Source organism: Snodgrassella alvi (assembly GCF_002777425.1).
GTDB lineage: Bacteria > Pseudomonadota > Gammaproteobacteria > Burkholderiales > Neisseriaceae > Snodgrassella > Snodgrassella alvi_B.
The window spans coordinates 77352-103648 of record NZ_MDVC01000001.1; the positions used below are offsets into that span (position 1 = coordinate 77352).

Sequence of the window (26297 nt, forward strand, 5' to 3'; positions counted from 1 at the left end):
CATTACCCTGTTAATCTGTATCTTATTTGGTAAACATCAGAGCCGTCAGCATAAAATCCACAGCCAGAATAGTCAGAGAGCTGGATACTACGGTACGTGTATTGGCACGCAAAATGCCTTCTGAAGTAGGCTTTGCATAAAAGCCCTGATAAACCGCAATCAGAGTGACTACCACGCCAAACACCAGTGATTTAATCAGGCCGTTTACGACATCATAATGAAAATCCAGATTATTCTGCATTTGTCCCCAGAACACACCGCTGTCCATACCAAAATATCTTACGCCAATCAGATAAGCACCATATACGCCAGCCACATTGAATATAGAGGCCAGTAAGGGCATGGAAAGCACACCGGCCCAGAAACGCGGCGCCACCACCCGTGCCACCGGATCAATAGCCATGACATTCATCGCTTCCAGTTGCTCAGTGGTTTTCATCAATCCAATCTCACTGGTCATTGCGCCGCCGGCACTGCTGGCAAACAGAATCGCCGCAAGTACAGGCCCCAGTTCCCGCAACATGGCTGCCGCCACCATATAGCCAAGGATATCGGCTGATTTGAATTTGGCCAGCTGTGTATAGGCCTGCAAGCCCAGCACCATACCGACAAACAGCCCGGATACAGCAATAATGATGATCGAGAGAACACCGGAAAAATACATTTGCCGAATCATCAGACCCGGGCGGCGTAAAACAGTTCCACTGCGCAACAAGGCAGCAAACAGGAATAATGTTGCCCGCCCCAGATGCTGGACAAAACTCAGGGTTTTTGCACCCAGTTGCTCAATTGCTTTCATCACGCGATGTTTAAATCCTGTTGTAAGGTAGTGGTTACCGGATAGCGGAATGCTACCGGCCCGTCAGCCTGCCCATGAATAAACTGATTTATCCATGGTGAATCCAGTTCACGCATTTCTTGTGGAGAACCGGAAAAAATAATCTCTCCATGTGCCAGAAATACCACATGGCTGGCAATATCCAGAGATTGCTGAATATCGTGTGTCACCATGACACTGGTGGTTTGCAAAGCGTTGTTGATTTTACTTACCAGACTGGCTATCACGCCAAGTGAAATCGGATCCAGTCCGGTAAATGGTTCATCATATAATAATAGTGCCGGATCCAGTGCAATGGTGCGTGCCAGTGCCACTCGGCGTGACATGCCGCCGGAAAGTTCGGATGGCATTAAGCTCTCTACACCGCGCAAACCAACTGCATTCAGCTTCATAATTACCAGATCATGAATCATGCTTTCCGGCAAATGAGTGTGCTCCCGCATTGGAAAGGCCACATTATCGAAAACAGACAAATCCGTAAACAGGGCGCCAAACTGAAACAATACACCCATATTGCGGCGGTGGTGATACAGCTCTTCACGACTAAATTTGGCAATATCGCGACCATTGATCAGCACTTGCCCCTGCTGTGCGGTAATCTGGCCGGTCATCAGGCGCAACAGTGTGGTTTTACCACTGCCGGAACTACCCATAATAGCGGTAAAGCTACCCTGTTCCAGTTTAAAATTAATGTTTTTCAGAATAGGGCGATCGCCATAAGCGAAGCTCACATCTTTCATTTCAATAAACGGCGTAGCCATATTAAGATTTCCCATGCCGTATAGCAATTTAGATTTTATGATGTCTGCCGGTATTTATCAAATACGGGTGGGCATACTAATTAAGCTTCCAGTACTCGCTCATGCCCACTGCGGCATCAATTGCAGCAAACAGGCTGCTACTGGTAGCTTTGCCTGTACCAGCAATATCCAGTGCCGTGCCATGATCTACTGAAGTACGGATAAAAGGCAATCCCAAGGTAATATTCACACCCTCACCAAAACTTGCATATTTTAATACTGGCAAACCCTGATCATGATACATGGCCAGAACAGTATCAGCCTGCTTGAGCATAAAAGGCTGAAACAAGGTATCTGCCGGAAATGGCCCGGTGATTTTCATGCCTTGCTGCTGTAGCTGGTGGATTACCGGCATAATAATGTTATTTTCCTCATGCCCCAGATGGCCGTTTTCACCAGCATGTGGATTGAGCCCTGCAACTAGAATACGTGGCTGTAGCAGGCCAAATTTTTGCTGTAAATCGCGATGCAGAATGGTTAATACTTCAGTTAAAAGCTCTGTTGTCAGGGCATCTGCTACGTTTCGCAGCGGTAAATGGGTAGTAGCCAAGGCCACTTTCAAACCACCGCCGGCAAGCATCATTACTACCCGTGACGTTGCACTTTTAGCGGCCAGATATTCTGTGTGACCACTAAAAGGGATACCACTGTCGTTGATGATTCCTTTATGCACCGGAGCAGTCACCATGGCAGCAAATTCACCCTGCTGAATACCGATATATGCTCTGTCCAGCAACTGCAAAACATAAGCAGCATTGTGCACATTTAATATTCCGGCTTGCGCCAGCACCTGAACCGGAATGTGACACACTTCCAGTGTCCCGGGTACAGATTTACCCTCAGGCTGATAAGGCTGGATAGTTACACTTTTACCCAGTAGTGCCGCCCGCTTCTGTAATAGCAGTATATCCCCCAATACCACTATGCGTACCGGTAATGCACAGGCAGCCAGATCCAGACAAATGTCGGGGCCGATGCCTGCTGGTTCACCACTGGTAACAGCAATAACTGGCTGGTTATTCATGTGATACATATCAGTATTCTGTCTGCATTAGCTACTGGGATGTCAATAAAACATAGTTTACAGCCAGAATGCATAGAACAGTTGCTAATCTGGCTGCCAGATGTGTGGATTAGCCTGCTTTAGAAGCATCAGTCCAGAGGACGGATATTGATATAGGCCTGATCATGCAGCTGTTTGAGGAAATTCTGTAATAAAATCTCGCGTTTTTCCTGTACCAGCACTGCACGCATGCCATTACGCTGGCGCTCCTGTGGGCTGTCATTACTTCTCACGTCTACCAGACGAATCACATGCCAGCCAAACTGGGTACGTACTGGCATGGATATCTGTCCAGGCTGCAATGATTTCACGGCAGCTTCAAATGGCGGTACAGTTTCTCCATCTATAATCCAGCCCAGATCACCACCATTCTGCGCGCTGCCATCCTGAGAATATTGCCGTGCCAACTGCTCAAATGAGGCACCAGAACGTGCCTGCTGGGCAATCTGCTCAATCAGTTTACGCGTAATATCGTTATCGTTTTTCAGCAGAATATGTTGTACATGATAGGAATAGGCAGTCACTGGCGGTGGTAATTGCCGACCTTCCTGCTGTGCACGGGCAATAGCATCATCAATTTCCGCATCACTTACCTGACTTTTACCCATTACTTCGCTCTGTTCAATTTTCTGTGCCAGCAGGTTTTCAGTCATGGTACGGCGTAAGTGTTTTTCGTTAATACCTTCTTTAGCAATGCGCTGAATCAATTCATTAACACTCATGTGCCGTTGTGCTGCAAACTGTTCAATTGCTTCATTTATATCAGCATCACTCAAACGGATATTGGCACGTTTGGCTGCCTGCACCAGTAAATCTTTACGTATCAGCTGCGCCAGTGCCTGCTGTTGCAAATCTGCAATGCTGATATTCTGACCATTTGGCAATTGTGAGCGCATCTGGGCAGTAACCATATCTAGCTCCTGCCGTGTAATTACATCATCATTGACAATAGCGATAATGTTATCGACTGGTTTAATATCCAGTGCCAGTGCTGAAGGTAAGGAAACAGCCAGCATGGTTGCTGTCAGCCAAGTATGTATGCGTTTCATTAATGTTTTACCTCATATGTATTGCTGTAACCGGGGATTTGCGAACTAAGCTGATTGAGTGGCCCGTTACCTACTCCAGTCAGATCACGCAGCTGTAATTGAAATAATACGGCGGTTTTGCGTTTTTGGTAGTCATCTGTATAACGCGTACCTACCAGACCAGCACTCCAGCAATGACATGGACTCTGGTATTCAAAACCTACTGTCTGATTCAGGGTAGTGCTGTGAGTAATATCGTAGTTTTGTCTGGCAACCAGATAGTAGTTGCGGGTTAATGGCCACTGTACGCCGACATCGATTGCCCGCATTTTGCCATAAACATCATCATATAAATTTTCGTCACGCCCATATTTATAGCGTACGCTTACGGTTTTACCCGGTTTGGGCGTATAGCGGATGCCAAAATTATAACTTTCAGATGTTTTCAAATCCTGATTGTAATGCCATTTGGATTCAGCCGTAATATGATTACTCAGGGCAGCACGGCCGAAAGCAACTATATCTGAACGTTTGCGTTCTTTATTTTTTGGGGTGTTGTCATTCAGTTTAACATTATCATCACTGAAATAAAAACGCTGACCAATACCGGCAGCAAAACGCTCTATACCACTGGTGCTGTCGTATACGCGTGATTGTAGTGCTGTGGTCAGAAAATTGGCCGCATTGATTCTGTCCTGACCGGAATAGCGGTTTTCACGGAATAGTTGGTCGTAAGTAAAGCTGTTTTCAGCAGTATCAAACAGCGGCATATCATCCTGATTCCGTTTCGGAATGTAGGTATAAAACAGGCGTGGTTCCAGCGTCTGGATAAAGCCTTTATGCAAACGGCGGGTTTTCCACAAGCGCTCAAACGTCACACCTGAGTCTACACTGAGTATTGGCACAGCCCGATCCATACTGCGGCTATCCTGATTATTCTGCCTGCTCATATCATAATGAGTGGCATGAAAACTCAGTTTCGGCCGAACATAACCCCAGCTGTTGGCATAATCAGCCGTAAAGGCTGGCAATAACACCAGACGAGTGCCGTTGGGGTATTTATACAGCCAATCTTTATGCCCAGTTTGTCGACCTTCAAAATGGGTTGCCTCTGCATACACATTAACCGTGTAGTGATTGCCAAAATAACGATTCCAGGTAGCAGAGAGATGAGGCAAACGTGAATAGGGCTGATCTTTATAACCACTGGTGGAAGCCAGAGTTTGGTATTTCTGTACCATTAAATTGCCATCAAAAGTACCACCCCATAAATCCTGATGGTAATTCAGCCATGCCTGCCGGTTCAGATTAACACTACCACTGTCACCATGCCAGAAATCACGGCGGTAATCATCATCTGAAACCTGATGGTAATCAATGCCCCCTGTTAACCCCTTTGCCAGTTGCTGGGTATGCGTAAAATCGATTTCTGCACGATTTTTGTGACTGCTTTTCTGGTCACTAGGTACCCAGTCGGCACTAAGCTGTCCCTGATATTTGGGTTGCAGATAGCGAAAATCACCACCCAGCTGTATACCACGGCTGCTGATAAAATGCGGACGAATAGTCGCATCATAGTTGGGCGCCAGATTCAGGTAATAGGGGGTCATTAGTTCAAAGCCATCAGAACCGCCCTTGATAGTAGGTGCCAGAAAACCGCTTTTACGGCTGCCGTTTAACGAGAAATCAATCCATGGTGTGTAAAACAGTGGTACCCCACCAAACACCAGCGTTGCATTACGCGCCACACCAACATTTTTGTCGTAATCCAGATCAATACTACCGGAGCGGATATACCAGCTGTCGTCACCCGGATTACAGGTATTGAATTTGGCACTTTGCAGACGGTAGCGATTTTTGCCACCCATCTGTATTTCATCACCAACACCTTGTAAACGCCGATTGTCCTTTTCCATCTCAAAGCGTCCAGCATCACCTACACCCGTACCTTTAGCCATGTCGTAGGTTACATGTTCACCCGTAACACGCCCCTGACCATTATCCAGTGTGAAGTGATCACCTGCTTTAATAATCTGCGTCTGCTGATCATAATCAGCCCAGTCTGAATTCAGGGTAACATCATTACGCTCTATAATGACATTGCCTTTGGCATGTACCTGAACCTGTGACTGTCCGTTGACATCATCAGCCACTACCCGTGTAACATCGGTACCGGGGTTGGCTTCGCCACTGCTCTGCACTGGTTTGACAAAATTTTTCGGCCGCTGTGGCGCTGTACAGACATTGCCCTCACCCATAGATAAGGGAGAGGCAGCAAAAGCAAGTCCAGGTAAGGCACAAAAAACCGTTGTTAGTGCCAGAACCAATGGTTTGGGAGAGAATAAGTAGGACAAAGTATCACCTTAACGGCTTTGCCAGTTAAAATAGCGTTTATTTTAACCTGAAAAATGTCATGCAACGAGAATCTGCATTAAAAAAATGGTTTCATACCTGCTATCCACAACAGGATTTTGCTCTAAGCTTCGCTGCTGCCGATGCTGATTTCCGGCGCTATTTTCGTGCTACGTTTAACGATGGCCACACAGTAATCTGCATGGATGCGCCTCCGGATAAAATGAGTATTCAGCCTTATATGAAAGTTCAGAAACTTTTTCAGGCCATCAACGTACCAGAAATTTATCATGCAGATGAGCAATTGGGATTTATGGCTCTGGAAGACTTTGGCAATACACCCTATCTGGCTGCACTGGAACAGGATAAACGTACTGAAGTACACAAAATATTATTGCTGGAAGCGATTGATGAACTCATCAAACTGCAAACAGCCAGTCTTCCTGATCAGCTTCCGGTATATGATGAAGCTGTATTAAAGCGTGAAATGCAACTCTTTCCTGAATGGTATGTTCAGAAAGAGCTTGGTCTGTCTTTAACTGAAAAGCAGCAACAACTGTGGCAGCAAAGCGTTACCACTATTCTACCCGTTATTCTGGCCCAGCCACAGGTTTATGTGCATCGCGATTACATTGTGCGCAATATAATGCTCACCCATGACCGCCCCGGTATTCTGGATTTTCAGGATGCATTGTATGGCCCGATTACTTATGATTTGGTATCGTTATTACGTGATGCCTTTATCGAATGGGATGAAGAATTTGTCCTTGATATTGTCATTCGTTACTGGGAAAAAGCACGGGCTGCCGGGCTGCCAGTGCGTACTGATTTTGATCAGTTTTACCGTGAATTTGAATGGATGGGCGTGCAGCGCCATCTGAAAGTAGCCGGTATCTTTGCCCGCTTGTATTATCGCGATGGTAAAGACAAATATCGCGGTGAAATTCATCGTTTCCTGAAATACTTGCGTAAGACCAGCCGCCGTTATCATGAATTGCGCCCATTACTGCAATTAATAACCGAGCTGATAGGAGCCGAAGAAGTCCAGACCGGTTACACTTTCTGAAATGGTCAGCCACATCTGAAAAATAAAAATATCCAAGCTGCTTTATCTGTAAGCAGCTTTTTTAATCTAATCAACAGGATTTTGAAATAACAATTTAAGTTTTTGCCAGAATCCCATTGTTGTATAGTAATTTAATCTGTTATTCAAATACCATTCTCTTTGTCGCATTTGTTCCATTAAACTTTGTAAGTTAGACATTTCAGCTTTGATTTTTTCATGTTCTATATTTAACAGATTGAACTGTCTTTCTAATGTTAGCTTCGCGACATGATGTAATTGTTGTTTATTCTCTAATGCAATTAAATTCTGCCGGTGTGAATTTTGCAGATTATCTATTTCATTTTGATAAAATTTTTTAGACACTGGATCAGAACGGATTTTTCCAAACACCTTATTAGCAAACATTTTTTTCAGTGCATGATAATATTTTTCAACATCTGCCACGGTAAATTTTATTTCGCCACAAAATTCTGTTCCTAGCTTTAATTTTTCAGAGATACTTACTTCAATGGTACAAAATATATTGCTAGCTAAATAATCCTGTTAAATAAAAACATATTTTTTCTTAAATTACAAAGGTATATATCCGTCGAATCGCGTGGTTTTGCCTAAATACTGAAACGCTGGTATTTTTTCTGCCAAAACCACACCATTAGCCGGCCGTTTTACCACAACCCGCTTTTGAGCAAACTTTTGTGCGGCCAGCAGTAAAGCCTTATCATTATGCGCATCAGCAGTGCCAAGTAATTCATGAAAATAGGCCATTTCCTTTTTTACTGCTGCTGATTTCTGCTTTTGTGGATACATCGGATCCAGATACACCACATCGGGTAATGGTATCTGCTTTTGCTCCGTTTGCAACAAAATAATACTACCATAATGCAGACTAATCCGTTGTACTATCGATGTTGTTTGCTCATCTGCCTGTGCACGCTGCAAGCCATCTGCTAACAAGGCATAAACATAGGGATTGTGTTCGAACACCACAACTTCTAAACCCAGTGAGGCCATTACAAATGCATCACGGCCTAAACCTCCAGTGGCATCCCATACAAACGGCTGATTTTTAGCCTGAATCGCGCGTGCTAGTAATTCCCCTCCGCCAAATAGACGCCGGTGTCGCGCCGTACCCTGTACAAAATCCACACGCACTACACCCTTATGTCCCGCTTTAGCCAGAGCAAGACCACTGTCTTCGTATAGGAGATACAATCCTTGTGCAGGTGGCTGCGGCTGGTAATGTAACTTTTCAGTGGCGAACAAATTCTTCAAATGGGTGGGCAGATTCGTTAGGTCTGTTATCTGACCAGTCAAAACCAGTGATTGCATCATCAGGCAATACCCAACCGTTCCATCCGGTAACGCATGGATCGAAAGCTAATACCCAGCAATTTGGCCGCCTGCGTGCGGTTATAGCGGGTTTGTACCAATGCCTGCTGCAAGATATGTCGTTCTACATCGTCCAGATAATCCTGTATCTGAGTATGTCCAAACTGAAAATCCTGAGGCAATGCATGGCTGTCTGGCGATAAGTTGCTGCTACTGTCGGTAGATACAGTACTCTGTGCATCCAGTTGATGACTATGAATCTGTAAATCGTCAACTTCTATAATCTGATTTTTGGATAAGGCAATAGCACGTTCCAGAATATTTTCCAGTTCGCGAAAATTGCCCGGATAGCTGTATTGCAACAGGGCTTTTTCAGCAGCAGCAGTCAATGTCATGGTTTCGTCGTGTAAAATTCGCTGCAACAAAACCTGAATCAACTGCGGCAAATCATCACGTAATTCACGTAAAGGCGGCATAGTAATGGATACCACATTTAGACGGTAAAATAAGTCCTGCCGAAACTGTCCCGACTCAACCAGAGCATTCAAATCTTTATGTGTTGCACAGATAATGCGCACATCAACCTGCTTTTCTTCCATCTCGCCAATCCGGCGTACGGCACGTTCCTGAATGGCACGCAGCAATTTAACCTGCATCGATAATGGTAAATCAGCCACTTCATCCAGAAATAATGTACCGCCATCAGCATGCAGGAAAAAACCTGCTCTATCAGTATCGGCACCGGTAAAGCTGCCTTTTTTATAACCAAAAAATTCACTTTCCATCAGCGCTTCTGGTATGGCTCCGCAATTTACCGCAACAAACGCCTTATCTCTGCGGGCCGACTGCTCATGAATACTGCGTGCTGCCTGCTCTTTACCACTGCCGGATTCTCCTGCGATGTATACTGGTACATTACTTTTGGCCAGTTTACCGATAAGTTCCCGCACTTCTGCGATTAACGGTGAATTACCCAGTAAGCGCTCACGTGCAGATGTTTGTATTTCGCTGACCTTGCCGGAAGCTGGTTTATTTTTCAGTTTCTTATCAGACTGTTGCGGTTCTGTTGCCATTTTACTGCCTGGCTCGGTTTCGGCAGCATTATTATTAATTGTAATCACAGACTTAACCAGAGTACGCAGTTGTGCCAGAGTAATCGGTTTTTGCAAATAGTCGAAAGCACCATTTTTCAGTGCCTCTACAGCCTGTGCAGCATTCCCGTAGGCTGTAATCACCGCAATCGGAATATCCAGATTCTGGGCGGTAATATAATCAACAATTTCCAGACCGGAACCATCCGGCATACGCATATCCGTGAGTACCAATGAAAAGGCATGGTTACGTAAAGCCTTTTTGGCTTCAGCCACGCCCGCAGCAGTTTGTACGGATAAACCCATTTTAATTAGGGTTAATTCCATCAAATCACGAATATCAGCTTCATCGTCTATCACTAATACTGGCTTTTTTAAATCTATGTGGCTATTCATTAACCATCCTTGGCAATGTCAGTTCAAATCCATTCAACTGTGGGCGATAATTTAACTGGCCATGGTTGGCCTGAGCAAGTTCACGCGCTACATACAGCCCCAGTCCCGTCCCGCTGGCTTCAGTTGTAAAAAATGGTTCAAACAGGTGTAATTGGTTTTCAGTACTTACACCTGCACCATTATCTATTACTGTAATCGAAATTTGCTGCTGTGCCTGTTTTTGAATAACCACTCGAATAGCCTGTCTATCCTGCAAACTGTGGCGCCAGGCATTATTCATCAGATTCCACATAATCTGCTGTAAATGTACTGAATCACACCAGACAATCAAATGAGCACTGTCGACTTCCAATTGAATACAATTTACAGCCTGTGGCTTAATCAACACAAATTCCTGTACAAATGCAGACCAGAAAACGCGTAAATCAATTGCCTGCTTATTTTTTTTATCACGCTTATTCAACATGCTGATGTCTTCGAGCATTTTATCAATACGGCCGATATTATTATCCACAATATGAAATAGTTTCAGCCGTACTGGGTCGTGTTCTTCTTCCTGTAATAGTTCATTGGCCTGACGCACTGCTGACATCGGATTACGGATTTCATGTGCCAGATTGGCCGTTAATTGTCCTAATGAAGCCAGTTTGATTGCCATAGCCTCCTGATCAACTTCTGTACGTGAGCGCATTGACAGCATCAATAAAGGGGTATTAGCCTCCTGCAGCAGCCGTGCATGCACCCGCATCGGCCAGCCATTCAGCGTACAGTTCATTTCAAAAATATTTTTCTGCTCCGTGTGCCAGTACTGCATAACCTGACGAAATAGTGCCGTGCGTGTATCAGCCACCAGCATCGGAAAATAATTCTGCGCTTTACGGTTGATTAACCATACCAGACCACTTTCATCCAGTACTACCACACCTTCCTGTACATAATTGAATGCACGATCAAGCAAGTGGCGGTAACTATCCAGCATTTGCGATTGCTGATATTGCAGGTTTTGCGAACGCGCCAGCGAAGTAGCAACATAGGCGGTCAGACAGGCCACGAAATAGACAGCAGCGATTAGCGTAACAGCTATGGTACATACCCGCATACTGATATTTTCAAAACCATCGCGACTTATCTGTAACCAAGTCATGATAATGATCAGCAAAGTAACATAGCCTGCATAAATCATCGGATAACGGCCACGGCTGAACAGACAGGCCGAACCCACAAATGGCAACAGCAAAATACCAAAACCACTGCCTACACCGCCACCCATGCTCATCAGCCAGGCAATCATGGTGATGTCTACCACAGCATTAACATTTGGTAACGCATCCTGCTGATTCTGCCAGCGTGGCACCAGCATGGAAAACAATATCAGAAATGCGTATAGTGTTGCCCAGCTATAAAGTTCAATTTTATTGAATATCGGTACGGCCGAACCCAGTTCATCCATGCTCTGGGTCAGCACATAAAACGTCATGATAGAAAACAGCAGGCTCATGCGGGCAATATTGAGCAGTGCAGCAAGCCTGTCCAGATATTGCGGCCAGTCATTTATGCGGTTTTTCATACCAGCTTAATTTCCGTTATTTAAATCACCATATACAGCAACAATATCACCAGTAACGCTTAATTCTTTGCCTTTATGTCCACGCTTGTTGCTGATATCCTGCACGCGTAAAATTTCCTGATAACGTCCGCCGCGTTTACCCTGTGTTTCCAGCGTAAATTCTGCTGCATCCGTCAGCACAAGATAATGCAGATTGTCATCAGTCGGCAAACTCATGATTTGCAGGCCACGGCCTTTAGTCATGATTTTTAGTTCATGCAGCGGGAAAGCCAGCAGACGGTTGGCGCTGGAAACGGCAATAAGCTGAGTATTACCAGTGACAGCCAAACAATCAGCCGGTACTGGCAGTGGTGGCAACAAGGTTTCATCACCATTGACAGTCATGATTACCTTGCCGTTTTTAGTACGGCTAACCAGGTCCTTGAATGCAACTACAAAACCATATCCGCCACTGTTGGCAAGCACATAGTGCTGCTGGGGTAAGGCACTAAGCATAGCCACTATTCTCGCTCCCTTATCCAGCTCAACCAGCGAGCCGGCTGGTACACCATCACCACGTCCGCCGGGAATACTGGCTGCATCTACGCTGTAGGCACGCCCATTTGAGTCGAGTAATATCACCGGCCATACCGTACGCCCTTCCACCGCCTGCAACAGACCATCACCTTCCTTGAAAGTGGTCTGGCTTAAATCCAGATTATGCCCTACCCGCGTTTTCAACCAACCTTTCTGGGACAATACCAGTGTTACCGGTTCGTCAGCAGTAGTCTGGGTAAGTGTGGCCCGCTCAGCGGGTTGAATAAGTGTGCGCCGCTCATCACCATAAATTTTGGTATCTGCCTCTATTTCTTTGATAACCAGACGTTTCTTGGCTTTTTCATCCTCTAACAAGGTGGTTAACTGTCCACGTTCCTGTTGCAGTTTGTTCAGTTCAGTTTCCAGCTTAATCCATTCCAGTCTGGCCAACTGGCGTAAACGGATTTCCAGAATATCATCTGCCTGTATTTCGCTTAAACCAAACGTAGAAATCAGTTCATGTTTTGGTTCATCTGATTCACGGATAACCCGAATAACTTCATCAATGTGCAGAAAAACTGTCTGCCTGCCTTGCAGTATATGAATACGTTTTTCTACTTGCTGCAATCGGTATTGCAAGCGTCGGGTGACGGTCAGAATACGAAAATCCAGCCATTCACGCAGAATCTGGTATAGATTTTTTTGTGCCGGTTTATTATTCTGTCCCATCATAACCAGATTAACTGACACATTGCCTTCGAGGCTGGTTTGTGCCAGCAGAGTATTCATAAACTCTTCCGGTTGCAGACGACTGGATTTAGGTTCAAACACCAAGCGCACTGGAGCTTGCCCATCTGACTCATCACGTACCCTTTCCAACAGTGATAACATCAGGGTACGTGTATTTTGCTGCTCCTGCGTCAGATTTTTTTTGCCAGTTTTGGGCTTCGGATTAGTCTGTTCTTCTATCTCTGCCAGAATTTTCTGCGCAGAAGTACCTGGCGGCAATTCGGTAACTATAGCACGCCAGTGCCCGCGTGCCAGTTTTTCAATTTCATAACGTGCACGTACCCGGATACTGCCCTTACCCTGTGCATAAATTGTCTGAATATCTTCCGGCGCGGTAATAATCTGTCCGCCGCCAGCAAAGTCAGGACCAGGCAAATATTGCATTAATGCTGCTGTATCCAGAGCTGGCTGTTTCAACAATGCCACAGCAGCAGCACTGACCTCACGCAGATTATGTGAAGGAATTTCAGTTGCCAACCCTACTGCAATACCGGAAGCACCATTGAGCAATATCATTGGCAATCGTGCCGGCAATACTGTGGGTTCAACAAAGGCACCATCATAATTGGGAATAAAATCCACTGTGCCCATATCGATTTCTGACAACAATAATTCAGCAATCGGTGTTAATCGTGCTTCGGTATAGCGCATGGCCGCAGCACTATCGCCATCGCGGGAGCCAAAATTACCAATCCCGTCAATCAGGGGGTAGCGCAAGGTAAAATCCTGAGCCATCCGTACCATCGCATCATAAGCAGATGCGTCACCATGCGGATGATATTTACCCAGAATTTCACCCACCACACGTGCCGACTTTACAGGCTTGGCTCCATGTACCAGCCCCATATCTTTCATGGCATACAGAATGCGCCGTTGCACTGGTTTCTGACCATCTGCTACATCAGGCAACGCCCGTCCTTTTACCACACTCATGGCATAGGCAAGGTAAGCACGTTCGGCATACTGCCCCAATAACAGATAATCGTCACCACGGTCTGATTGTTGGATTACTTCACTCATATCATTTTGACTTCACTAAATTTTTATCTGAAACAGATTACTCAGGCTATCTATTGTAAGGGATTTCCGTCTTATTCCCAAAACTGCCTGATTTTGATTTGATTACAAGGTAATGGCTGAATATCAGCAGCATAAAAGCAGATATTAATACGTTAAAACTACCGGTAATTTTCATACCATATAGATTCTGCGCACGGTCTGATTTTGCATTTGAATAGCGGGCACAGCCTCTTAGTTTTATGAATGATTTTTTCTTTTTTAACAATTTATCACTTTAAACAACATTTTTTATTTTCAGACAATGAAAAAAAGCTGTCCAGAATTTATTCTGGACAGCTCCGATACCTATGGAATATCAATCAGCCTGTCGACGGATAACTGCCGGAATTTCAAAATCATCCAGCACAGACTGATTAGAAAAATCAGCAGCGGCCAGATTCATGCTTCGCGCACTGCGGCCAGAACGTACCACACTACCAATATCCGGATAGGCATCGTCTGTACCAGTAGACTGTACAGTCTGCAGCACACGCAGACTACTTGGCTGCTGATGGTGTAAAACTTTCTGTTCCTGCAAACCAGTAGCAATGATGGTTACCCGGATTTCACCCTCTTCCATGCTTGCGTCTTCAGATGTACCATATTTCAGGGCTGCGTCATCATGCGCATATTCATCAATCATGCACATGATTTCCTTGTATTCAGACATTTTCAGGCAACCCGGCGCAGTAGTAATGTTAACCAGAACACCTTGTGCACCATCCAAAGTAACGTCATCCAGCAGTGGGCTGGCAATAGCCTGTTCGGTAGCAATACGAGCACGGTCAACACCATGCGCACTGCCGGAACCCATCATTGCCATGCCCATGATGCTCATTACATTTTTTACATCGGCAAAGTCCAGATTAATAATGCCCGGATTGGTGATGACTTCCGCAATCCCTGCTACAGCATTGCGCAATACATTGTCTGCCGCGCGGAAAGCTTCACGCATACTCACATCTTCACCCAGCGCTGACATCAGCTTGTCATTTGGGATCACAATCAGAGAGTCAACGGTGTTTTTCAGAATTTCAATCCCGTTATTGGCTACCTGAATGCGTTTACCTTCATATTCAAAAGGACGGGTAACCACGGCAACAGTCAAAATGCCCATTTCCTTGGCCAGCTCAGCTACTACTGGTGCTGCTCCCGTACCCGTACCACCACCCATACCTGTGGTGATAAACAGCATATTGGCACCACGGATCGCATCCGACAGTGCTTCACGGTCTTCCATGGCTGCATTTCGGCCAATTTCCGGATCCGCACCTGCCCCGAGGCCACGGGTCAGATTATTACCTAGCTGAATGCGTTTTGAGGCTTTACTGTTTTGTAAAGACTGTGCGTCAGTATTGGCACTAATAAACTCAATACCGGCGACCGCATTTTCAACCATATTGTTAATCGCATTACAGCCACCACCACCGATACCAATTACTTTGATAACTGCAGCACCGACTACTGTCTCCACAACATCATATACCAATTGCATTCATGTCTCCTGACAAAACCTGCGCATAAACGTCATCGACTTTTGTATAACTATCATTATATAGACATTTATATACAATGCGCAAAAATTCTGTCATTTAATATTTGAGTTAAGTTAAAAATTGTTCTTAAACCAGTCCTGTAATTTTCTTAGCCATGACTCTTTTGGTTCGGTAGCAGCAGCTACCGGCATATCCGTTTTATTTTCATCTTCACAGGCTGCCTGTAACAGACCAATCGCCGTGGCATAACGCGGATTGCGAATCCGCTCCGATACACCGCCCATTTCCTGCGGTACACCAATACGTGCGGGCAGATTAAATACATCCTCCGCCAGTTCCACCATACCGGGCAATAATGATGCGCCTCCAGTCAGAACCACACCCGAGGTCAGAACATCTTCCGGGAAACCTGAACGACGTAATTCATTCAGTGTTAACTCCAGAATTTCTTCCACACGCGGACCAATCACACTGGCCAGTGTACGGCGTGAAATCTGACGTGGATTGCGGTCACCCACACTGGGTACTTCAATCATGTCATCCAGACCATCCATAGTAGCCAGTGCCACACCATGATTGATTTTAATGTATTCGGCAGCACTGTGGGGTGTACGCAACGCCTGAGCCAGATCTTTGGTAATTAAATCACCGGCTACAGGAATGACTGCGGTATGCCGGATAGCACCATTAGTATACACTGCGATATCTGTTGTACCACCACCAATGTCAATCACACACACCCCAAGATCTTTTTCATCTTCAGTCAAAACTGCCTGACCACTGGCCAGCGGCTGTAAAATCATTTTGCTGATTTGCAAACCGCATCGATTGACACATTTCTGAATGTTCTGCATGGCAGTAACAGCACCGGTAATAATGTGAATGCGCGTATCCAGACGCACACCACTCATACCAATTGGTTCGCGCACACCAGGCTGATTATCAATGATAAATTCCTGCACCACAGTATGCAAGATATCGTGATCTGGCGGAATATTTACAGCCTTGGCAGTTTCAATTGCACGGTCGATATCGGCATGACTGACTTCACCATCCTTGATTTTCACCACACCCTGTGAATTAAAACTGCGAATATGATTGCCAGCAATACCAGTTGTGACACAGTCAACCTGTATATCAGCCATCATCTGCGCTTCTTCCATGGCCTGTTTGATTGCCTGTGCCGTGGTTTCGATGTTGGTCACCATACCCGCTTTCAAGCCGCGCGAGGGCGCCTGTCCCAAACCAACAATATGGATTTCGTTGTCTTCCTGTACCTCACCAATAAGGGCAATTACTTTTGACGTGCCGATATCCAGTGCACTGATGTATTTTTTACCTTTAACCATGGTCATCACTTTAAATTCAAATAATCAATCGGTCGGTTTGGATCAATTCACTTGTACTTCATGCTGATCCATCGCTGCGGCAGCATCTGTTGCGTTAACGCCAGCAGGGGCTGAAACAGTTCTATTTTTATATCGTAATGCAAAACCATCTGGGTAACGCAGATCTACATAATCAATATTCCTGGCCTGATTTCGCAATACCTGTTGCCATGCCCAGACAAAATTAGCCAGACGCTGCTCTGCTTTTTCCCGTCCCAGCCGCAAGGTAATACCGTTAGCTAATATTAACTGCCAGGCAGAACGGTCACTTAACTGCAATTTTTGAATATGCAGACCGGTCGGTTGCAACAAACTCTCGAATGTTAACAAATGTACAGTCATGTAGCGAGCAGAAGCATTGGTTCCGACAAACAAAGGTAGCTGTTCCTGCGCTGTGGCATTAAATAGCTGCCCGTCCATATCCACCATCTGCTGTGCATTCCAGCGCGCTACCGGTATACGTTCCTTAATATCCAGCTGCACAGTATCCGGCCATACCCGCTTTACCTGAACCTTGGCTACCCATGGAAGTTTGGCCAGCGCCGCCTGCGCAGCACTTACATTCACCGTAAAAATATTACCCTGCAAATACTGACGGCTGATTTTTTCAATTTCAGCTGACTGCAAATACTTCAACGGCTGTACTACCTGAACCTGCCGCACTGGAAAGTAGGGAGAATGCACCAGCCATGTTCCACCCGCAGCCAGCAGGCAAGACAATACACACACATATAACCAGCGATAGAGCCGTTTCAAGGCTTGCGCATTATCCCAAAGTCGCATGACTTAAAATTTCAACACACAAATCTTCAAAACTCAAGCCAATTTCACGTGCTGCTTTGGGCACCAGACTGTGTGCGGTCATGCCGGGCACAGTATTTACTTCCAGAATATAGATAGTGCCATCAACATCACGCAGGAAATCTACCCGCCCCCAGCCACGCCCGCCCAGTGCCTTAAAGGCGCGGGCTGTTAAATCACGCATGTACTGTTCGTCTGGCAAAGTCAAGTCTGCCGGGCACAAATATTCGGTGTCATCACGGTGATACTTGGCTTCATAATCATAAAATTCTGTTGCCGGTACAATACGTATACTCGGTAATACCTGTTCACCAAGAATCCCGCAGGTATATTCACCACCTTCAATTGCCCGTTCGGCCAGAATTTCACCGTGATACTGTTTCAGCTGCTGATAAACCTGTGCCAGTTCACCAGCCTGCCTGATTTTAATCACACCAACACTACTGCCCTCTGCTGCTGGTTTGACAAACAGCGGCAAACCCAGTTTTTCTTCTACTGCTGCAAAATCACTGTCATCCTGTAATACGATAAACGGGACACAAGGCAAACCAACTCCCTGCCAGACCAGACGGCTGCGAAACTTGTCCATGCCCAGAGCACTGGCAGCCACTCCACAACCGGTATAAGGAATACCCAAAGCCTCCAGCGCACCCTGCACTACCCCATCTTCACCATAAGAGCCATGCAGGATATTAAAGGCTCGGTTAAAACCAGCACTGACCAGCTCAGACAATGGCCGCTCAGACGGGTCAAAAACATGTGCATCGATACCACGACTTTTCAGTGCCGTCAGAATTGCCGCGCCACTTGCCAGTGAAACCTCGCGTTCACTGGAGAAGCCGCCCATCAGCACGGCGACTTTACCAAAATCATTCATTACTGTAATTAATCCTGTTGTTCTTTTTGCGACTACAGTCTAGATAAAAAATAAGCTGTCAGCACTATACCGTAGCAGCCATACCCGTAAGCATGGCTGGTACTTTATTAATACTGCCGGCACCCATATTGAGCAAAACATCACCATCTTGCAACACATTTAATAAAGTAGATGCCATTTCATCCACGTCTGCCACATAAATCGGTTCAACTTTGCCCAACACTCTAATTGCACGCATTAATGCCTTACTGTCTGCTGCCACAATCGGGTCTTCACCTGCAGCATACACTTCAGTTAACACTACGCCATCAGCTTTACTTAATACCTGTACAAAATCTTCAAAAAGGTCTCGCGTACGTGTATAGCGATGAGGCTGGAATGCAACCACCAGACGACGCTCAGGATAGGCACCCCGTGCCGCTGCTATGGTTGCAGACATCTCTACCGGATGATGACCATAATCATCAATCAGCAATGCCTTACCCCCTTCCGGCAATGAAATTTCACCGTATTGCTGAAAACGGCGTCCCACTCCGGCAAAACTTTCCAATCCAAGCTGTATTGCCGGCACAGATACGCCAACTTCCAGCGCCACACCAATCACCGCCAGCGCATTCAGCACATTATGCTGCCCCGGCATATTAACCGTTACACTAAACGGTTCAATGCCTTTTTTGCGGGTATGCACATCAAAGTGCATCTGCGCACCACAGGCAACAATATTAGTAGCATACAAATCAGCACTGTCATCAAGCCCATAGGTGACAAAAGGTTTCTGAATCTGCGGTAAAATCTGACGCACATGTTCGCTGTCAATGCACAGAAAGGCCTTGCCATAAAACGGCATCCGATGCACAAAGTCTACAAAAGCCTGATGCAGTTTTTCTACATCGTGGTCATAAGTATCCATGTGATCGGTATCAATATTGGTAACTACCGTAAATAGAGGCGTCAGATAGAGAAATGACGCATCTGATTCATCCGCTTCAGCAACAATATATTCACCCTTGCCCAGCTTGGCATTTGTTCCGGCAGCAGTTAACCGGCCACCGATTACAAAAGTCGGATCCAGTCCGGCAGCAGCCAATACTGAAGCCGTCAAACTGGTGGTCGTGGTTTTCCCATGAGTACCGGCAATCGCAATGCCACGGCCAAAACGCATGACTTCTGCCAGCATCATAGCGCGCGGAATCACTGGAATCTTCTGTGCCAGTGCGGCCACAACCTCTGGATTGTCTTTTTTAACTGCCGTTGAAGTGACCACCACATCAGCACCAGTGATGTTCTCTGCACTGTGACCAGAGCAGATATGCACACCGATTGCCTGCAAATGTCGGGTTGCTGCATTATCAGCCAGATCAGAGCCGCTGATATGATAACCTTCATTATGCAAAACTTCGGCAATACCACACATACCAGTACCCCCGATACCCACAAAATGGATATGGCGGATACGGTCTTTCATATTTTCTTTCATACTATATAACTTTTCCTGCTAATCCAGACTTCCGGCTGGATACTCGGCCAAACATCATTCAAGCCGACTCAATCATAATTTAATGGATACTGGCCACGGCTGCCGCAGCTACCTTAGCCGCACTATCCGGCTGTGCCAATGCACGCGCCTTAGCCGCCATCTGCAAACATTGTTCACGCGATAAATCTGTTAGTACAGTCATTAACGCCTGTGCATTCAGACTGGTCTGCGGCAATAACACAGCAGCACCATCCTTAACCATAAACTGCGCATTAGCTGTTTGATGGTCATCTACAGCATGCGGATAAGGCACCAGAATTGCCCCTACTCCGGCGGCAGTTAACTCGGCAATAGTCAAGGCGCCGGCACGGCAAATCACCAAATCAGCATCGCGGTAGGCGGAAACCATATCTGTGATAAATTCAACACATTCAGCTTCTACACCACACTCGGCATAATTATGCTGCAATTGTGCCAGTTTATTGCGTCCAGACTGATGTATCAGCCGCGGGCGCTGTGATGCCGGCAATAAAGCCACTGCCTGTGGTACAACCTGATTTAAAACATCCGCACCCAGACTGCCGCCAACCACCAGAATATTCAATACTCCCTGCCTGCCGGCAAAGCGTTGCTGTGGTAAAGGCAAAGCGGCGATATCGGCCCGCACCGGATTACCAACCAGCCCGTTCTTATTCGCAAATACTTGCGGAAACGCATACATTACCTGACTGGCAAAATGCGACAATACCTTATTGGATAAACCGGCAATAGCATTCTGTTCATGCACCAGCAGTGGCAAACCGCATAATTTGGCTGCTATCCCCCCCGGGAAAGTGACAAAACCACCAAAACCAATTACTGCGTCTACACGATGCCTGCGAATAATCTGCCGAGCTGCTGCAATGGTACTTAGCAGCGTAAACGGTAACAACAGCTTGCGTTTCAGCCCATTACCACGGATACCTTTTATGGCCAGTGTTTCCAGCGGTATGTTGTACTGTGGTACCAGACGTGTTTCCATCGCACCAGCACTCCCCAGCCAGACAATATGATGTCCCTGCGCCTGCAATGCCTGAGCAACAGCGAGCGCTGGAAAAATATGCCCGCCTGTTCCGCCTGCCATGACCATAAAGGTTTTTGCACTCATCGTTTTCCCGTCAAGCTAAAAATATTCTGTGATTATTCAAACTTTAAAACCACGCATTACCCGCCGATTTTCATAATCGACCCGTAACAACAAACCCACACAAATTAAAATAATCATAACAGCCGAGCCACCATAAGACAGTAAAGGCAGAGTTAGACCTTTAGTCGGCAAAAGACCAATATTCACACCAATATTAAAAAAGCTTTGAATACCCAGCCAGATACCAATGCCTTTTGCCACAAAAGAACCATAAAACAGTTCCAGATCACGCGCCTGTTTACCAATGGAAAAGGCACGAATCACCAGCCAAATGTAACAGAACATTAATACCAGAATACCCACAAAACCGAATTCTTCCCCGATAACCGCCAGAATAAAATCCGTATGTGCCTCAGGTAAATAAAAACGCTTTTCCAGACTGGCGCCCAATCCTACACCAAACCAGCCACCACGCCCGATTGCCATTAACGAATGCGTCAGCTGATAGCCTTTACCCAGTGGATCTGCCCATGGATCAAGAAAACCGGCAATACGGGCCATACGGTAAGGTTCGAACAACACCAGCATAATCATAGCCAGCAACCCAAATCCAACTACAGCCATAAACCAGCGAAATGGCAAACCAGCCAGAAACAGCAGACCAACAGCAATAACGGAAACAACCACAAATGAACCGAAATCCGGCTCCAGCATAATCAACCCAAGCCCAAGCCCTATCGGAATACCTGCAAACCAGACCTTTCTGAATTCTTTTAGTATTTCAGCACGCCGAGTAAAAAAACTCGATAAATATAAAATAATGGCCAGCTTGAAAACTTCTGTGGGCTGAATATTAATCATCCCCACGTTAATCCAGCGTCTGGCACCATTAATTTCCCGCCCCATTACCAGTACCACAATCAGCAGCATAATACTGAACAGCAACACCAATGGTGTTAACTTCTTCCAGGTACGCAAAGGAATACGGGCCGCTATACAGCCAAACATACCACCACACACCAGAAAAACAGCCTGACGAATCAGGTAATAATAGGTACTGCCACCATCATGCTGTGCATAGGCAATTGAAGCCGAGTACACCATAATCAGGCTGAAACTCGCCATCAATACCACCATCCACAGTAGTGACTGGTCAAAAGTATCGCCGCGGCGCAGCAAATTACGATCCAGCAGGCGTGATTCAGTAATCATACTGCGCCGCCCTGCAACTGCTGAACACTGGCAATAAATACTTCACTGCGGTGTGCATAGCCCTTAAACATATCATAACTGGCACAGGCAGGACTCAGCAGTACAATATCCCCCGGGTGCGCCAGCGTAAAGGCACGCTGAGTGGCCTGAGGCAAATCTTCACAATACTCTACTGGATACTTAGCCTCTGCCAGAGCGGCTCCCAGTTGATGCCTATCTACTCCAATCAGCAAAACAGCACGGGCCTTATCAAGCAAGGCTGCCCGTAAAGGGGTAAAATCCTGCCCTTTACCCTGTCCGCCGGCAATCAGCACAATCTGTTTATCCAGTCCGTGCAAAGCGGCACATGTAGCGCCGACATTTGTTCCCTTGGAATCATCAATAAATGTTACACCATTGACTTCAGCTACTTTTTCTACCCGATGCGGCAAACCTTTAAATGCAGGTACATGCTGGAGCAATTGTGCCCGTGGCAAACCAATAGCCTCGCATAAAGCCAATGCAGCCAGCACATTGGCCGCATTATGCGTACCCTGTAAAGACAGTGCATCATAGGTCAGTAATGGCTCATTATCCGCACATAACACATCTTTATTTAGCCAGAAATCAGTAGCCTGCTGTAAAGAAAACCATTTTACCGGACGGCCATGTCGCAGCATGGCACGACAGAATACATCATCAGCATTTAATACCTGAATCGCCTGGCCTCGAAAAATCCGGTCTTTACTATGGGCATAATCCAGCAAGTCATCATAGCGATCCAGATGGTCTTCTGACACATTCAGCACTGTGGCAGCAGTTGCATTTAGAAAGGGCGTGGTTTCCAGCTGAAAGCTCGACAATTCCAGTACCCAGACATCGGCTGCTTTACCTCCTGCGCGCTCCATATAGGCTTCGAGTACCGGCGTACCAATATTGCCAGCCACTACCGTATCCAGCCCACACTGTGCACATAAAAACCCCACCAGACTGGTAGTGGTAGTTTTACCATTTGAACCAGTAATAGCAATAATTTTACTGCCGCTACCTGAAAGCAAATCAGCCAGAATCGCCACATCACCCAGCACCACACCACCGGCACGTTTAAAGGCAACGATGGCAGCATGACGCTGACTGATTCCGGGACTTAAAGCCAGAATATCAAACTGATGCTCATCAAGCAGGGCAGCCAGTTCGCCAGTATGTACATCAACCTGATAGCGCTCGGAGACTGACTGCCGTGTTTTTTCGTCTGGCTGTGCATCATAAGCGGCCACATTAGCACCCGCCTGTGTCAAAAACGCCAGCATTGAAACACCCGTGCGTCCCAACCCTGCAACCAAAACCTTTTTATTACGCCAATCAATCATGGCTTAGTCCTACACTTATTTTTCAATTACATAATCATGGCCAGATACTGTTTATCTTACTACCATTAACGAATTTTCAGAGAAGACAAACCCACCAACACCAGAATCATGGTAATAATCCAGAAACGTACGACAACCTGTGTTTCTTTCCAGCCTTTCTGTTCAAAATGATGGTGGATCGGCGCCATCAGGAAAATACGCTTGCGCCGCAATTTGTACGACCCTACCTGTAGCATGACAGACAGTGCTTCAACCACAAATAATCCGCCCATAATCACCAGTACAATTTCCTGACGCACAATCACCGCAATTGTACCCAGTGCCGCACCCAGCGCCAGCGCGCCGACATCGCCCATGAATACCTGCGCCGGATAGGCGTTAAACCACAGGAATCCCAGACAGGAACCACAAATTGCAGCACAGAAAATCATCACTTCATTGGCACCGGGCACATGTGGCAACTGCAAATAATGGGCAAATTCAGCATGGCCACTAACATAGGCAAAAATTGACAGCCCTGCTGCCACCAATACTATTGGAAAAGCGGCCAGCCCATCCAGACCATCAGTCAGATTGACTGCATTAGAAGTACCGACAATCACAAAATAAGTCAGAACCACAAAGCCAATGCCACCCAGCGGATAAGTAATTTCCTTGAAAAACGGCACAATAAAAGCAGTTGTTGAGCTTAAATGCGCGGCATAAAACAGCACCAGACCGGCGATCAGTGCCACAGCAGATTGCCATACCATTTTAAATTTAGCCGAAACCCCGTGCGGGTCTTTATAAACTACTTTTTTCCAGTCATCATAAAAACCCAGTGCACCGGTACTCAGCATCACCAGCAATAGTATCCAGATATAAGGATTGGCCAAATTGGCCCATAATAAGGTTGTAACAGTAATAGCCAGTAAAATCAGCGTTCCGCCCATAGTCGGCGTACCGGTTTTTATCAGATGAGTTTTAGGACCATCATCGCGTACCGCCTGCCCCACCTTGAGCTGGGTTAATTTACGAATCATCCACGGCCCGAATGCCAGACTCAGGCCCATGGACGTGAGTGCCGCCATCACTGCACGAAAAGTAGTATATTGAAATAAATGGAAACCATTTATCCAGTAATGAAAAAGTTCCGCTAACCACAACAGCATGGTTGTTTTCCCTTGTCACAGCCAGAGCCATGACGGTTAATCAAATAATCACTGCTGCCTGAATGAAAACAGTCATTCATGGCAGCCTGAACCGGATAAGACGGCTATTCTAAGTCGTTCAATCCAGCTTGAAGATAGTTATCTACAGCTTATTCTTGCGTTAATGCCTGTACCACATCTTCCATATGCATGAAACGTGAGCCTTTCACCAGAATGGTAGCCATCTGCTGGTCCCATGCACGTAAATCGTCAATCAGCCTGTTTCTGTCCTGATAAAACGCTTCCGCGGCTCCATAGGCTTCTGCTGCATACTGACTATTGTCACCAATAAAAAATGCAGCATCAATGCCACGCATCCTCATATAGGCACCGACTTCGGCATGCAAAGCAGGAGCATTACTACCCAGTTCACCGATGGCACCCATAACCATAATTCGTGGTGCCGGAAATGCTGCCAGCACATCAATAGCAGCCTTAAATGCATCCGGATTGGCATTATAAGTGTCATCAATCACAAGAGCACCATGGACACTGCGTTTCCGTTGCAACCGACCTTTGGCATTTTCAAACGCATTCAGTCCACGCAAGGCCGTTAAAGGCAAACCAGCTGCCAACGCCAGTGCACAGGCAGCTACAGCATTGTGCACCATATGCAATCCCGGCACCGGTACCTGTAAATTAATTACTCCTTGCGGGCTATGCAAATCAAAACAGATACCTAAAGGCTGCAAGACAATATTTTCGGCATGTACATCACCCTGCTCAGTACCAAAGCGGATATAACGTTTACCACGTAAAGCGGCAATGCAAATAGCTGACTGGCTATCATCAGCAGGAACAAAGCCAATTCCGTCCGCACTCAATCCCTGATAAATTTCGCTTTTGGCACGGGCAATATCAGCCACATCCGCAAAGCCACAACCAATATGTGCACGCAAGGCATTATTAACCAGCGCATAGTCCGGGCTGGCCAATCCGGTTAAATAACTCAACTCACCGGCATGATTCATACCCATTTCAATCACCGCATAGCGGTGTTGTGGCTTTAGCTGCAACAGCGTTAATGGTAAACCAATATGATTGTTGAAATTGCCTGTAGTCGCCAGAACGGCATCATTACCGGCATGATGACGCAAAATTGCAGCCAGCATCTCCTTCACTGTGGTTTTACCGGCCGAACCGGTAATACCAAAAACCTGCAATGCCGGATTTACCACCATACGCCAGGCCTGTGCCAGCTGTCCTAATGCCTTCTCTGTATCTGCTACTACCAGACAATGCGCCTTATTTTGGCAGTCGGCTCTGCTGACAATACACAGCCGAGCACCCTGTACCAGTACTTCATCAATAAAATCATGACCATCAAAGCGTTCGCCCTGAATGGCCACAAACACATCACCCGGTTGAATCTGGCGGCTATCAATAACCACCCGTGTTACCGGCTGATTATTGTCAGGCAACACCTGTCCAAAAGTTTGATAAATAAAATCCAGATCTAAATTCGGCATGTTCTACCAATAGTTACA

The 26297-nt window shown here is 46.2% G+C and carries 21 protein-coding genes; 1 reads left to right on the forward strand and 20 read right to left on the reverse strand.

Annotation, left to right across the window (positions count from 1 at the left end; genetic code table 11):
* Positions 1-22: 22 nt before the first annotated feature.
* The 5 genes from mlaE to BGI33_RS00470 all read right to left on the reverse strand — a co-directional run bounded on the left by mlaE (position 23) and on the right by BGI33_RS00470 (position 6083).
* Positions 23-799, reverse strand: coding sequence for a lipid asymmetry maintenance ABC transporter permease subunit MlaE (gene mlaE, locus BGI33_RS00450; protein ID WP_100089422.1), 777 nt, complete (start codon positions 797-799; stop codon positions 23-25).
* On the reverse strand, positions 799-1599 hold the full coding sequence (locus BGI33_RS00455) for an ABC transporter ATP-binding protein (RefSeq protein WP_100089423.1): 801 nt from the start codon (positions 1597-1599) through the stop codon (positions 799-801). The genes mlaE and BGI33_RS00455 overlap by 1 nt, the downstream gene beginning before the upstream one ends.
* 76 nt (positions 1600-1675) lie before the next feature.
* A complete protein-coding gene (pdxA, locus tag BGI33_RS00460) occupies positions 1676-2662 on the reverse strand; it encodes a 4-hydroxythreonine-4-phosphate dehydrogenase PdxA (RefSeq protein ID WP_100089467.1) in 987 nt (328 codons plus the stop codon).
* Between the two features lie 128 nt (positions 2663-2790).
* Entirely contained in the window at positions 2791-3750 is a 960-nt protein-coding gene (locus BGI33_RS00465; RefSeq protein ID WP_100089424.1) for a peptidylprolyl isomerase, read from the reverse strand.
* Positions 3750-6083, reverse strand: coding sequence for an LPS-assembly protein LptD (locus BGI33_RS00470; protein WP_100089425.1), 2334 nt, complete (start codon positions 6081-6083; stop codon positions 3750-3752). The genes BGI33_RS00465 and BGI33_RS00470 overlap by 1 nt, the downstream gene beginning before the upstream one ends.
* A gap of 59 nt (positions 6084-6142) precedes the next feature.
* Here BGI33_RS00470 and amgK point away from each other — a divergent pair, with 59 nt between their 5' ends.
* The gene (gene amgK, locus BGI33_RS00475) at positions 6143-7147 is read left to right on the forward strand and encodes an N-acetylmuramate/N-acetylglucosamine kinase AmgK (RefSeq protein ID WP_100089426.1); all 1005 of its coding nucleotides are present in this window, start codon (positions 6143-6145) and stop codon (positions 7145-7147) included.
* 66 nt (positions 7148-7213) lie between these two features.
* Here the strand turns inward: amgK and BGI33_RS00480 are convergent, their stop codons facing one another.
* The 15 genes from BGI33_RS00480 to BGI33_RS00550 all read right to left on the reverse strand — a co-directional run bounded on the left by BGI33_RS00480 (position 7214) and on the right by BGI33_RS00550 (position 26279).
* Positions 7214-7591: a hypothetical protein gene (locus BGI33_RS00480; protein WP_100089427.1), complete on the reverse strand. Its 378-nt coding sequence runs from the start codon at positions 7589-7591 to the stop codon at positions 7214-7216.
* Between the two features lie 126 nt (positions 7592-7717).
* Positions 7718-8476, reverse strand: a complete 759-nt coding sequence (locus tag BGI33_RS00485) for a class I SAM-dependent methyltransferase (protein WP_100089468.1) — start codon at positions 8474-8476, stop codon at positions 7718-7720.
* A 2-nt stretch (positions 8477-8478) separates the two neighbouring features.
* Positions 8479-9963: a sigma-54-dependent transcriptional regulator gene (locus BGI33_RS00490; RefSeq protein ID WP_100089428.1), complete on the reverse strand. Its 1485-nt coding sequence runs from the start codon at positions 9961-9963 to the stop codon at positions 8479-8481.
* Entirely contained in the window at positions 9956-11530 is a 1575-nt protein-coding gene (locus BGI33_RS00495; RefSeq protein ID WP_100089429.1) for an ATP-binding protein, read from the reverse strand. The genes BGI33_RS00490 and BGI33_RS00495 overlap by 8 nt, the downstream gene beginning before the upstream one ends.
* Before the next feature lie 6 nt (positions 11531-11536).
* Positions 11537-13855 (reverse strand): DNA topoisomerase IV subunit A, encoded by a 2319-nt coding sequence (gene parC, locus BGI33_RS00500; RefSeq protein ID WP_100089430.1) that lies wholly within the window; start codon positions 13853-13855, stop codon positions 11537-11539.
* Between the two features lie 355 nt (positions 13856-14210).
* Positions 14211-15389: a cell division protein FtsZ gene (ftsZ, locus tag BGI33_RS00505; RefSeq protein WP_100089431.1), complete on the reverse strand. Its 1179-nt coding sequence runs from the start codon at positions 15387-15389 to the stop codon at positions 14211-14213.
* 114 nt (positions 15390-15503) lie between these two features.
* The gene (gene ftsA / locus BGI33_RS00510) at positions 15504-16739 is read right to left on the reverse strand and encodes a cell division protein FtsA (RefSeq protein WP_100089469.1); all 1236 of its coding nucleotides are present in this window, start codon (positions 16737-16739) and stop codon (positions 15504-15506) included.
* Positions 16740-16781: 42 nt separating this feature from the next.
* On the reverse strand, positions 16782-17561 hold the full coding sequence (locus BGI33_RS00515; protein ID WP_100089432.1) for a cell division protein FtsQ/DivIB: 780 nt from the start codon (positions 17559-17561) through the stop codon (positions 16782-16784).
* Positions 17545-18456, reverse strand: a complete 912-nt coding sequence (locus BGI33_RS00520; RefSeq protein ID WP_100089433.1) for a D-alanine--D-alanine ligase — start codon at positions 18454-18456, stop codon at positions 17545-17547. The genes BGI33_RS00515 and BGI33_RS00520 overlap by 17 nt, the downstream gene beginning before the upstream one ends.
* Positions 18457-18520: 64 nt before the next feature.
* Positions 18521-19921, reverse strand: a complete 1401-nt coding sequence (gene murC, locus BGI33_RS00525; RefSeq protein ID WP_100089470.1) for a UDP-N-acetylmuramate--L-alanine ligase — start codon at positions 19919-19921, stop codon at positions 18521-18523.
* A 91-nt stretch (positions 19922-20012) separates the two neighbouring features.
* The gene (gene murG / locus BGI33_RS00530; RefSeq protein WP_100089434.1) at positions 20013-21080 is read right to left on the reverse strand and encodes an undecaprenyldiphospho-muramoylpentapeptide beta-N-acetylglucosaminyltransferase; all 1068 of its coding nucleotides are present in this window, start codon (positions 21078-21080) and stop codon (positions 20013-20015) included.
* A gap of 36 nt (positions 21081-21116) precedes the next feature.
* Entirely contained in the window at positions 21117-22271 is a 1155-nt protein-coding gene (gene ftsW, locus BGI33_RS00535; RefSeq protein ID WP_100089435.1) for a putative lipid II flippase FtsW, read from the reverse strand.
* Positions 22268-23617, reverse strand: a complete 1350-nt coding sequence (murD, locus tag BGI33_RS00540) for a UDP-N-acetylmuramoyl-L-alanine--D-glutamate ligase (RefSeq protein WP_100089471.1) — start codon at positions 23615-23617, stop codon at positions 22268-22270. Before murD ends, ftsW begins: the two co-directional genes overlap by 4 nt.
* Before the next feature lie 68 nt (positions 23618-23685).
* Positions 23686-24771: a phospho-N-acetylmuramoyl-pentapeptide-transferase gene (gene mraY / locus BGI33_RS00545; RefSeq protein ID WP_100089436.1), complete on the reverse strand. Its 1086-nt coding sequence runs from the start codon at positions 24769-24771 to the stop codon at positions 23686-23688.
* 149 nt (positions 24772-24920) lie between these two features.
* Positions 24921-26279, reverse strand: a complete 1359-nt coding sequence (locus BGI33_RS00550; RefSeq protein ID WP_100089437.1) for a UDP-N-acetylmuramoyl-tripeptide--D-alanyl-D-alanine ligase — start codon at positions 26277-26279, stop codon at positions 24921-24923.
* Between the last annotated feature and the right edge of the window lie 18 nt (positions 26280-26297).

What these genes read in the sequence shown, in the direction of transcription:
- mlaE (WP_100089422.1), bottom strand. Translation starts at nt 799, where the DNA reads ATGAAAGCAATTGAGCAACTGGGTGCAAAAACCCTGAGTTTTGTCCAG.
- BGI33_RS00455 (WP_100089423.1), bottom strand. Translation starts at nt 1,599, where the DNA reads ATGGCTACGCCGTTTATTGAAATGAAAGATGTGAGCTTCGCTTATGGC.
- pdxA (WP_100089467.1), bottom strand. Translation starts at nt 2,662, where the DNA reads ATGAATAACCAGCCAGTTATTGCTGTTACCAGTGGTGAACCAGCAGGC.
- BGI33_RS00465 (WP_100089424.1), bottom strand. Translation starts at nt 3,750, where the DNA reads ATGAAACGCATACATACTTGGCTGACAGCAACCATGCTGGCTGTTTCC.
- amgK (WP_100089426.1), top strand. Translation starts at nt 6,143, where the DNA reads ATGCAACGAGAATCTGCATTAAAAAAATGGTTTCATACCTGCTATCCA.
- BGI33_RS00485 (WP_100089468.1), bottom strand. Translation starts at nt 8,476, where the DNA reads ATGCAATCACTGGTTTTGACTGGTCAGATAACAGACCTAACGAATCTG.
- BGI33_RS00490 (WP_100089428.1), bottom strand. Translation starts at nt 9,963, where the DNA reads ATGAATAGCCACATAGATTTAAAAAAGCCAGTATTAGTGATAGACGAT.
- BGI33_RS00495 (WP_100089429.1), bottom strand. Translation starts at nt 11,530, where the DNA reads ATGAAAAACCGCATAAATGACTGGCCGCAATATCTGGACAGGCTTGCT.
- parC (WP_100089430.1), bottom strand. Translation starts at nt 13,855, where the DNA reads ATGAGTGAAGTAATCCAACAATCAGACCGTGGTGACGATTATCTGTTA.
- ftsZ (WP_100089431.1), bottom strand. Translation starts at nt 15,389, where the DNA reads ATGCAATTGGTATATGATGTTGTGGAGACAGTAGTCGGTGCTGCAGTT.
- ftsA (WP_100089469.1), bottom strand. Translation starts at nt 16,739, where the DNA reads ATGGTTAAAGGTAAAAAATACATCAGTGCACTGGATATCGGCACGTCA.
- BGI33_RS00515 (WP_100089432.1), bottom strand. Translation starts at nt 17,561, where the DNA reads ATGCGACTTTGGGATAATGCGCAAGCCTTGAAACGGCTCTATCGCTGG.
- BGI33_RS00520 (WP_100089433.1), bottom strand. Translation starts at nt 18,456, where the DNA reads ATGAATGATTTTGGTAAAGTCGCCGTGCTGATGGGCGGCTTCTCCAGT.
- murC (WP_100089470.1), bottom strand. Translation starts at nt 19,921, where the DNA reads ATGAAAGACCGTATCCGCCATATCCATTTTGTGGGTATCGGGGGTACT.
- murG (WP_100089434.1), bottom strand. Translation starts at nt 21,080, where the DNA reads ATGAGTGCAAAAACCTTTATGGTCATGGCAGGCGGAACAGGCGGGCAT.
- ftsW (WP_100089435.1), bottom strand. Translation starts at nt 22,271, where the DNA reads ATGATTACTGAATCACGCCTGCTGGATCGTAATTTGCTGCGCCGCGGC.
- mraY (WP_100089436.1), bottom strand. Translation starts at nt 24,771, where the DNA reads ATGCTGTTGTGGTTAGCGGAACTTTTTCATTACTGGATAAATGGTTTC.
- BGI33_RS00550 (WP_100089437.1), bottom strand. Translation starts at nt 26,279, where the DNA reads ATGCCGAATTTAGATCTGGATTTTATTTATCAAACTTTTGGACAGGTG.